The sequence below is a fragment of the Methylobacterium sp. E-012 genome (genome assembly GCF_057836545.1).
Map to the genome: position 1 here is coordinate 3,314,941 of NZ_JBYQEY010000001.1, position 9,096 is coordinate 3,324,036.

Genomic DNA, 9,096 nt, shown 5'->3' on the forward strand with positions numbered 1-9,096 from the left:
GGCCGTCCAGGTTTTCAGGGTTTGAGGACCACACCATGCGCGCACGTCGGAGTTCACGGGCCAAGCCCGCATCGTGGCTCACCATGGGCATCGACCTCGCGATGCTCGGCGTCGAGGCGCAGATGGTCATCGGCCAGCGCACGGCGATGTTCATGCTCGGCGGCCCGAAGGCGGACAAGGAAGCGCGCCTGATGGTGACCGCGAAGGTCAAGGCCGCCAGCGAGGCGGCCGCGACCATCGCCCTGGGCGGGACGCCACAAAAGGTCGTGCGCGATTATCGGCGGAAGGTGCGGGCGAACCATCGGCGGCTCGGCAAGGGGTGATGCCGTCCACTAGGCTTGGGGTAGCTTCGTGGGCTCGTGGATCTCGGCTCCGTTGCCCCGTGACCGGTACTCTCGGGCAGCGGCGTAGGCTGGGCGGCGGGCGCGCATGATCGATCCGAGCGGTCGATGCGCGGCCAGACCCGTCCATGGATTGAACGCCATCCTGTCCTCGACCCATTCCCGCATGCCGTCCGACCAGGTGTCCTGCGGAACGGCGGTGATGCGGGCGATGGGGACGTAGGGGCTCTCGTCCTCGGACCACATCGCGGCCGCGTCCTCCACCGGCATCGCCTCGATGTCCGTCGCCAACTGAACCCGCAGCTCCCAGACCGCCGGACACGTTCGGAAGTGCTCCCGTACAGACTCACGGATCGCATCGGGGTGGCCGGACGTGTCGATAGACTTCTCCGACAGGGCGATGAGCTCCGAAGAGACCGGGGAAAGGGCTACCTTGGCGAAGTAGTCGCCGTGGAGCAGCGCGGCCTGGGAGAAGAAGCTGTCGCCGAGGAGGTGGGTCTTCGCCTGGCCGGCCAGGGTGGTCAGCGTAGCGGACTTGCCCCCGACCATTTCGAGTGCGGCCTCGGCGGTACGCGTCACCGCGGATATGACTTGCTTGACCGGTTCCGCACGGCCCGTCGTGGCGGCCAGGAGCTTCAGCTGACGGAGGAACCCCTTGGCGGTGCCGATTTGGAACGACGGAGAGTTGCCGAGCACGTAGTTCTGGGTGGTTTCATCCTCGCTGCCGGGGAGTCGGGGCCCGTTTACCCCCAGGATCTTCAGGGCGGCACCGCGCGGCGTGGAGACGCCGTCATGAAGCACGTCACCAGGCGTGGTGCTGAACCGGAGGATGGCGTCGTAGCTGGCGGGTGAGGCGAACAGCCCCTGGGCCAGCGCCGGAGGCAAGCCGGCGAGCACCTCGAACCGTGCCCGGAGGTAGCCATGCGCCTTGGCATGGACCGCGCGATGGGCGTAGCCGGTGTCCGTGTGCGTCTTCCGCTGGATGCCGAGCATGGCCTCCGTCAGGCCCCGCTGCGTCTCACCCTCATCCTCGGGGATGGTTTCGAACGAAGGATCGAACCGGAGTGGAGGATGCTGAGCCATCGTTTCCAACGTAGGCATCTCAACGGAGTTGCCGCACCGGCGCGACTGCGGCCATCACAAATTCGTCGGCGGGCAACCTTCTCGACCGTTGCCCATTCCTGCTTCGTGACCCAAGCCGCCCAGGGCGACGCGCCCCATGCCCTCGTTGTCGACGACGATGCCCTGATCCTGATGGATGCGACGAGCATCCTGGAGGATGCAGGGTTCCAAGTGCTGGAGGCGATGAACGTCGCTCAGGCCTTGGCGGTGCTCGAACGTCACCACGAGGCGGTGCAGTTGCTCTTCACCGACGTGCATATGCCGGGGCATGGCGACGGTTTCGAGTTGGCCCGGCACACCGCCGAGCGATGGCCCCACAGTGCCGTGGTAGTCGCGTCCGGCAACGCCAAGCCTGGGCCCGGCGACCTACTGGAAAGAGCGACGTTCATCGGCAAACCGTTCAGCGCCGAGATCGTACGGCACCATGTTCGCAAGACCCTGCCGGACGAGAAGCACCCGGAGCTCTTGAAAACGTAACCGCCGAGATCGGACAAGGCGCCCGGCGAACGCCTCTGGATTGAGCCAAGGTTCGTTCCGAGACCTCCGGCCCATGGACCACTGCGGTCACCGGGATGGCCTCACGCTACCCCGGTGACCGCGGAGGCTACGCCGCCCTTGCGGTGACTTTCGCGAAGGTGCCCGTCGCGATCTGCTCGTCGAGCTGCGCCTTGAAGTCCGCGATGCCAAGGACCTGGACGGGATTCCCCGCGTCGTCGAGGAACTCGTAGAGCGCGTCCTCGATGTTGCGGTTGCTGAAGAACACGATGGCGTCCTCGCCGCCGCCGCCCTCCATGTGCGGGTCGCCGTTCGCCACCCCCGAGACGTAGCTGCCCGTCGGACGGGTCTCCTTGTGGGTCCCATCCTGCCGGTAGAACCGAAGCTCGCCCTGCATCACGAGCGTCACGTAGGGGCTCTTGTGCCGGTGCAGCATCACCTTCTGGTTCGCGGCGAACTTGAACACGACGTCAACGATGCGGTTCTCCTCGTCGACCTTGTAGACGAAGAAGGCGATGTGCGGCAGCCAGTCGAGCGTCCGCCAGGTGATGTTGCTCTCGTCGAACATGTGGTTGGGCATTCCGTTTCCTCCTGCTCCCCCATCCGGCCGCTCCTGGCGGGCGCACGGCTTTCCGCCGCATCGGATGATCTGGGATTGGGGCAACTTCCGCCACGATCAATCGATGCGGCGTTCGCGACCCGCGCGAGCTAGTCGCCGCAATCCGTCGGATGGGACCCATGCTCCGGGTCCGGTGTCGCCCCATTGGCGACCTTCGGAAGGTCCGATTCCTGGCTGTTGAGGTAGAGGCCAACGTCCGGGTTGGGTGGCTTTCAGACGGTCCGCCTTCGGGTGGCGGATAGATCGGAGCGGACACAACCGCCGGGACCGTTCACGACCCACGCCAGACACCGGGATCGCTTGTTGCGCTTCTCCAAAACGGTCGCTTGTCAGTCGTCTCGCAACTTCGGCTGGGGGTGGCTTTGTGACGGTCTGCTTCTGAGCAAGACCCCAAGGAGGCGGACGTTCCCAATCCGCTATATCACGACCCGTTTCGGATGGTACTAACCGTCAAGCTCAGGCGCTAATCGTCACGCGAGAGGCAGTTGTTCCTCAAAATGTGCCGCTGCATTCACATACAATTCAAAGCGCCGAAACAGGACCGCTCGCTTCGCAGGCTTCCGCGCCGTGTCGATGTTCGACCTCGCCTTATCGGCTGGCTTATGCATCTTTTTAGCCAGCTTTCCGGACACCAAGTCGATTTTAGGGCTGCTCTTCTCGGCGTCAGCCTACCCCCTCCTACTTTATCAGTAAGCGTACATGCACAGCTATACTAACATGAAAAAATTTTATATGCCGGAACCGTCAAAAGTGCGAAAATCCAAGAGGTCCGCCTCATGATCTCATCGAGCAGTTGTGGTAAATTTCAGGTTGGTATTTTTTTAGGCAAAAGAGCTATCGAATCTGTTTCAAGTATAGTCGAAAAATTACGCCATTCCTGTGGTCAAAGTTATGATATGACCGTATCGATGGCTTGGTTTCTAGCGCTTTCGGACCGATGGAATACTCTTCCGGTAGTGATTTTACTGCACTCCAATCGCATCCCTTTCGGAGCACTTCTGCTTCACGGCACTAAATTCGGACGATTTCCAATAGGTACATTCAGAGGTGGCTACCTTTGTGGTAGGGGGTGCGTCATTGGAAATTCAAACAATTACATGTCTATTATCGAATATGGCACAGCAGCTCTAATAAAGAATAGATTCTCTCACACGATTATTGTCTCACTGCTGATACCGCCCGCCACAATTGACGAGACAGCGGGACGCCAAGCTAACGCAACCCCTTCTAAAAATTGGCAATTTCGCGAAATGAGAAGCTCTCTGCCTTTGACGGGAGGGATGAGTGGATTGACCTCTCGCTTCAGCCAGAAAATGCGGAAGAATTTTCGATACTATAAAAGGCGCGCCGAGGAGGATTTCGGATGTGTGTTTCATGCTTCGCTCACCTCAATTCAAGCCACAGCGGCCGTGGAACGGTTGCAGGCCGTAGCGGCCAGATTTGAAAAACTGGAAAAGGCTTTGAGACGTCAAAGCGCGATCGAGAAACAGCCTGGCTCGTTTTCTATGGGGCTGACTGATAAAACGGGGGCGTGGGTTAGCTATATATCGGGCTGGAGACAAGGCAAAACTTGTATTGTCGAATGGCAGCTCAATCACGAAAATTTAAATAATTCATCTATGTCTATGGCAATGAGACACTTCTTTTTGCAACACGAAATCGATAACGGAATGGAAGGAGTTGTTTTTTTAGCTGGGACAACGCCCATTTGGAGCAGGGTATGCGAGCCTCAAATTTGCGGTGATTACCTCGCAACTCCTGAAGGCATACCTGGAAAGATAATTCGCGGCGCATACAGCCTCCTACATCCCCGCGGAAAAGTGTCTCAGTTGAGCCGTCTACATAAGAAAAGCGCCGCTTGAACAGGCTTGCCGGGCAAAGCTGCTTATTTTTGTAGGTTATGATCGGAATTTTAATATGTTAATTCACTATTTGTCCTTGCTGCGCACAATTACGACAATAGTTTTTACGCGCAATGCGGTTGGAAGGAATTTTATGCTGCATCGAGCATTAACTCAGGCTCGGCGCCATACTCATCCAATCGATTTAATTTATGGTATTCAAACAAGCGGTTTTGTCCCGAACTTTCTAACCGACCCGGGGCTGAATATATTTAAAATTGGCCTTCGAGAGAACAATCATTATGCAGGTTGTCAACCCAGTTGCGTAAGAATAGCTCTTCGTTCACTCCCGGATACTGCTCAATTTACCTTCTATGATCTTGGTTGCGGCATGGGTCGCGCATTAATAACCGCATCAGAATTTCCATTCTACAAATTAATCGGCATTGAAATATCAGGCGAACTGTGCGCCATCGCGGAGAAGAACGTTCAGAAAATATCAGATTTATTCCCTGGCAGAGCCAAAATCAGCATCGATCGAGCCGATGTAACTACGACTCAATTGAAAGGCGGAAAAATTGTAGTTTTCATGTATCATTCATTCGGTCGGGCAACAATTGGGATCCTTATTTGTAAGTTGGAACAGCTAGCCATCGCCGGAAGTAGCATTTTTGTAATATTTGAGAACCCCGTAAACGGCGATTTAGTCGATCAATCAATTTACTTTAAACGTTGGTATGCAGAACAGGTCCCATGTGATCCCGACGAACTTAACCACCATTCCGACACCGACGATGGTGTAGTGGTTTGGCAGTCTATCAACACCGTAAATCTATATGAAAGCAGATGTTCAGATTTCAATATTATCACGACAAAGCCGACGTGGCGCGCAGAGATAGTTTTTGAAGAACAATGAATAGTGAATTGTGATGCATGACTCGTCTTTATAATCTTGAAGGGCTATAACAAAAGTTGAGCTCGGCCTTTTAGCTGTTATGCAGAGGTAATCGAAAACGTAGCGGTTCTACACAGCTTACATCCGCGGCGAAATTGTTAAAAATCGGACGAACGTCCGCTTTGTGGAAGCGCCCGCGGGTATCCGGACGGCTGAGTTGGGTCGTGAACGGTCCCGGCGGTTGTGTCCGCTCCGATCTATCCGCCCCCCGAAGGCGAACCGTCTGAGAGCCCCCCAGCCGAAGTTGCTAGACGGCTGACAAGCGATCGCTTTGGTGAAGCGCAACAAGCGGTCCCGGTGTATGGCTTGGGTCGGTAAGAGGCAGTCCGCTTTTGCGGCGGGTCTACTCGGAAGCGGACTAGCCGCTTTCGGCCAGCATCTGCCATCCAAAGCCCGGAAGGACGTCTCAAATGGGTGGATTTCGGACGGTCTGCTTCTGAGCGCAAAACGTAAGAAGCAGACGCCGCCCTCGCGCTCACTTGCGACTCATCTTGGGCCTTCGAAAAGGATGCCGATCGGTGGTTAGGCTACCCGCCACATAATGCGGTCGAGCGAGAGTGCGTAAAGATTGGCGGGACGGAGAAGCTCAACGACGCGAGTGACGGCTCGGGACCGTTCCGCAAAACAGCGACGAGGCTCCTCTTTCGAACGACGAATGTTGCAGTCTGTATCATCCCTGCAAGTTGATGCCCTCAGCCAATCTGTTCAGATAACTCGCAGGAATACAGGCGCAGTCTTCATGGGTCGATCAAGGCATTCCTATCAGTCTGTTAAGAGGATCTATGATGCCGGGTAAATTCACCCTCTCGCTCCTCGCCGTTAACCTGCTCGGCGTCCCGGCCTTCGCCCAGACCGGACCAGCAAGGCAGGCCCTTGTTGCGGGAGAGCGCGTGATAAATCTGCCGCTCGGTGGTGGTGTTGACCAGCGCGTTCTCTACGACGCGCCGCCTCACCCCCGGGCAACGCTCGTCATGCTGCCGGGCGGCTCCGGCGACATCGGCGTTCGGCGAGACGGGGACCTGCGCCACGAGGACAACTTCGTCGTCCGTACGCGGGCGGACTGGGTTGCAAGGGGCTACGCCGTGCTGATCCCCGACACCGTCGATCAGGCGAACCTGCGGGGCCTGCGAAGCTCACCGGCCTACGGTCAGCTTGTGAACGGTCTGGCAGCTTACGCCCGGGATCGAGCCTCTGCACCCGTCTTCTTGGTTGGCACCAGTCAGGGGACGATCGCGGCGATAAACGGGGCCGCCCACGCCCGGTCGGGTCTCATTGCGGGCTTGGTGTTGACCGAGTCCGTGTCTGTGCCCGGACAACGGAGCACCGAGACGGTATTCGACGCTGATCCGGGGGGCGTGCGCGTTCCGGTATTGGTCGTCGCCAACCGAGACGATGCTTGCGACGTGGCTCCGCCCGAGATGGCGCCACGCATTGCCGCGACCATGACGCGTTCGCCCAGCGTTCGCGTTCTCGCAGTCAGCGGCGGCATGCAGCGTTCGGACAGAGCCTGCGGTTCACTCTCGCCCCACGGCTACTACGGGATTGAGCAGGAGGTGGTGGGCGGGATCGCCGGGTGGCTCCAAACGCACGGTGGCTGACCGCGACTCACCGCCGAAGAGGGCGCTGAGCAGCTGCGCGCGTACTGGCTGCGGCCGCGTGGGCTGGTTCCGCGCGTGGTGTACGCGACTATGATTTGCAGGCGAGCAGCGAGAGACGAATGCTGCGGGTCGTTTCAACGACTGGTTCCAGAGATGCGCACCTGCTGACTAAGCGTTCAGGTTGGGTCGGAAGCAGTAGGGCGGCTCAGGGTGGATATCTGCCAGTCCGCTTCCGCTCAAACATGTAGCGGAAGCGGACGTTCAAGGGCTCGTGTCAAGCCGCCGCCCAGGTGATCGCATCAGCGCCGGCCGGCAGGCGCATCGGGCAAGCCGGGTCGGTTGCCGCGCGCCAGACCGCATCGGCCACGTCCGAGGCCCGGGTCAGCTCTTCCGTCGCCTGCTGGAAATTCGCGAAGACCTGCCCCGCCAGATCACCGTAGGCCTCGGGCACATTCATCCCCATCCGGGTACGGGCGTTGACCCCGAACGCGGTCTCCGGCGATCGGCCGGGAAGGACGAGATGGGCGCGCACGCCGAATGGCACGAGCTCGTGGGCGAGGGACTCTGTGAAAGCGTTCACAGCCGCCTTGCTCGCGGTATAGACCGCCAGCAGCGGTAGCGGTCGCAGGGTCACGCTCGACGTCACGTTGACGATCACCCCCGCGCCCCGTTCCCGGAACTGCGGCAGCACGGCCTGGGTCATCGCGATAGTGCCAAGGGTATTCGTCTCGAACACCTCCCGGGCGGACTCCATCGACAGGCCCTCCAGGGCGTTTAGCAGCCCGACGCCCGCGTTGTTCACCAGGACATCGAGCGGCCCGGCCTCCGCAACGGCCCGGGCAATGCTGTCGGCGTCAGTCACGTCGAGCGGCAGGACGGTAAGGCGGTCGGACTCCGGGAGCAGGGCCACCTGAGGCGTGCGCATCGTGGCGACGACTCGCCAGCCGCGGTCGAGAAACACGCGTGCCGTCTCCAGGCCGAAGCCGGATGAGCAGCCGGTGATGAGGATCGTGTTCATGGGACCTCCCGTGTGACGCACCACGGGGTGATAGGAGCGCTCTGCCGGACGTGATACCGGCACAAGTCCGTATTACATTGGCGAACGTCCGAAATGGTCGACCCGCTCACCCAAGTCGTCGGGCTACTTCAGCCCAGCGCCTCGTTCTCCAAGTTGGTCGTGGCCGGCGGCGCCTGGACGGTGCGCCGCGACGACCACGGCCAGCCGTTCTATGCCGCGGTGCTGGAGGGAGAGTGCCGCCTCGCTATCGATGGTGAAGCGGACATCGTCCTCGCAGCCGGCGACTTCGTGCTGATACCCGCCGCAAGCGCCTTCGCCGCATCCAGCCTCGTCGCACCGTCGGCGGGGCGGGCGCCGCCGCCCGTTGAGGTTGGCCCCGGCGTGTTCCGACTCGGCCCTCTTGAGGTGCTGCCCGACCTGCGCATGCTAGTGGGTCACTGCACCTTCGCCTCCGACGATACGGAGCTGCTGCTGTCGCTCCTGCCTCGGTTCGTCCATGTGCGCGGCGTCGGGCGACTGGCGATGCTGCTCGGCCTCGTGAACGAGGAGACTCGGGCGGACAGGCCCGGCCGCGATGTGGTCCTGGCGCGGCTTCTAGAGGTGCTGCTGATCGAGGCGCTCCGGTCCACCACGGGTCCGACGGCGCCCTCGGGCCTCCTACGCGGGCTTACCGACGAGCGCGTGGCCGCCGCGTTGCGCCGCATGCACGAGCGACCGACCGTTCCCTGGACGGTCGCCGCCCTGGCCCGAGAGGCGGGACTGTCGCGCTCGACATTCTTCGAACGGTTCCGGCGCGAGGTCGGCGTCGCGCCGATGGCGTATCTCCTGGCGTGGCGCATCGCGCTGGCGAAGGATCTGCTTGGTCGCGAGGGAGCCGGCGTGGCGGAGGTGGCCGAGCGCGTGGGCTACGGGTCCGCCAGCACCTTTAGCACCGCCTTCGCTCGTCATGTCGGCAGACCGCCAATCCACTACGCCCGCGAGCAGCGCGCCCAACCCCGCAGCCCTGCGTCTCTGAACGTCTGAGAAGGGGGGAATCGGCCCGTCCGTTTCCAAGATCAGTCAGCAGCAAAGCGGACGTTCGAGTTATGACCGAACTCTATCGCGTGC

Annotated in this window: 9 protein-coding genes; 6 read left to right on the forward strand and 3 right to left on the reverse strand. The window is 60.3% G+C overall.

What is annotated here, in order from left to right:
* Window positions 1-35: 35 nt before the first annotated feature.
* Window positions 36-323, forward strand: a complete 288-nt coding sequence (locus AC3IF1_RS16070; protein ID WP_489218409.1) for a hypothetical protein — start codon at window positions 36-38, stop codon at window positions 321-323.
* Between the two features lie 9 nt (window positions 324-332).
* On the opposite strand, the gene AC3IF1_RS16075 is transcribed toward AC3IF1_RS16070, so the two are convergent.
* Entirely contained in the window at window positions 333-1,424 is a 1,092-nt protein-coding gene (locus tag AC3IF1_RS16075) for a catalase family protein (protein WP_489218410.1), read from the reverse strand.
* On the opposite strand from AC3IF1_RS16075, the gene AC3IF1_RS16080 reads away from it, so the two are divergent.
* Window positions 1,413-1,940 carry a response regulator gene (locus AC3IF1_RS16080; protein WP_489218411.1) on the forward strand — a complete coding sequence of 176 codons (528 nt, stop codon included), beginning with the start codon at window positions 1,413-1,415 and terminating at the stop codon, window positions 1,938-1,940. The two genes, AC3IF1_RS16075 and AC3IF1_RS16080, sit on opposite strands and share 12 nt — an antisense overlap.
* Before the next feature lie 127 nt (window positions 1,941-2,067).
* Here AC3IF1_RS16080 and AC3IF1_RS16085 read toward each other — a convergent pair whose 3' ends face one another.
* The gene (locus tag AC3IF1_RS16085; protein ID WP_489218412.1) at window positions 2,068-2,538 is read right to left on the reverse strand and encodes a cupin domain-containing protein; all 471 of its coding nucleotides are present in this window, start codon (window positions 2,536-2,538) and stop codon (window positions 2,068-2,070) included.
* 815 nt (window positions 2,539-3,353) lie between these two features.
* Here AC3IF1_RS16085 and AC3IF1_RS16090 point away from each other — a divergent pair.
* The 3 genes from AC3IF1_RS16090 (at window position 3,354) to AC3IF1_RS16100 (ending at window position 6,971) form a co-directional block, all read left to right on the forward strand.
* Window positions 3,354-4,439: a GNAT family N-acetyltransferase gene (locus AC3IF1_RS16090; RefSeq protein WP_489218413.1), complete on the forward strand. Its 1,086-nt coding sequence runs from the start codon at window positions 3,354-3,356 to the stop codon at window positions 4,437-4,439.
* A 55-nt stretch (window positions 4,440-4,494) separates the two neighbouring features.
* The gene (locus tag AC3IF1_RS16095; protein ID WP_489218415.1) at window positions 4,495-5,334 is read left to right on the forward strand and encodes a class I SAM-dependent methyltransferase; all 840 of its coding nucleotides are present in this window, start codon (window positions 4,495-4,497) and stop codon (window positions 5,332-5,334) included.
* Window positions 5,335-6,155: 821 nt separating this feature from the next.
* Window positions 6,156-6,971: an alpha/beta hydrolase gene (locus AC3IF1_RS16100; protein ID WP_243973239.1), complete on the forward strand. Its 816-nt coding sequence runs from the start codon at window positions 6,156-6,158 to the stop codon at window positions 6,969-6,971.
* 274 nt (window positions 6,972-7,245) lie between these two features.
* Here AC3IF1_RS16100 and AC3IF1_RS16105 read toward each other — a convergent pair whose 3' ends face one another.
* Complete coding sequence (locus tag AC3IF1_RS16105) at window positions 7,246-7,989, reverse strand: SDR family oxidoreductase (RefSeq protein ID WP_489218416.1); 744 nt, start codon at window positions 7,987-7,989, stop codon at window positions 7,246-7,248.
* A 93-nt stretch (window positions 7,990-8,082) separates the two neighbouring features.
* Here AC3IF1_RS16105 and AC3IF1_RS16110 point away from each other — a divergent pair, with 93 nt between their 5' ends.
* Window positions 8,083-9,012, forward strand: coding sequence for an AraC family transcriptional regulator (locus AC3IF1_RS16110; protein ID WP_489218417.1), 930 nt, complete (start codon window positions 8,083-8,085; stop codon window positions 9,010-9,012).
* The last annotated feature ends 84 nt before the right edge of the window (window positions 9,013-9,096 follow it).

Excerpts from the sequence above, each read along its gene's own strand:
- AC3IF1_RS16100 (WP_243973239.1), top strand. The coding sequence starts at position 6,156 with ATGATGCCGGGTAAATTCACCCTCTCGCTCCTCGCCGTTAACCTGCTC.
- AC3IF1_RS16075 (WP_489218410.1), bottom strand. The coding sequence starts at position 1,424 with ATGGCTCAGCATCCTCCACTCCGGTTCGATCCTTCGTTCGAAACCATC.
- AC3IF1_RS16080 (WP_489218411.1), top strand. The coding sequence starts at position 1,413 with ATGCTGAGCCATCGTTTCCAACGTAGGCATCTCAACGGAGTTGCCGCA.
- AC3IF1_RS16105 (WP_489218416.1), bottom strand. The coding sequence starts at position 7,989 with ATGAACACGATCCTCATCACCGGCTGCTCATCCGGCTTCGGCCTGGAG.
- AC3IF1_RS16095 (WP_489218415.1), top strand. The coding sequence starts at position 4,495 with ATGTTAATTCACTATTTGTCCTTGCTGCGCACAATTACGACAATAGTT.
- AC3IF1_RS16110 (WP_489218417.1), top strand. The coding sequence starts at position 8,083 with ATGGTCGACCCGCTCACCCAAGTCGTCGGGCTACTTCAGCCCAGCGCC.
- AC3IF1_RS16085 (WP_489218412.1), bottom strand. The coding sequence starts at position 2,538 with ATGCCCAACCACATGTTCGACGAGAGCAACATCACCTGGCGGACGCTC.
- AC3IF1_RS16070 (WP_489218409.1), top strand. The coding sequence starts at position 36 with ATGCGCGCACGTCGGAGTTCACGGGCCAAGCCCGCATCGTGGCTCACC.
- AC3IF1_RS16090 (WP_489218413.1), top strand. The coding sequence starts at position 3,354 with ATGATCTCATCGAGCAGTTGTGGTAAATTTCAGGTTGGTATTTTTTTA.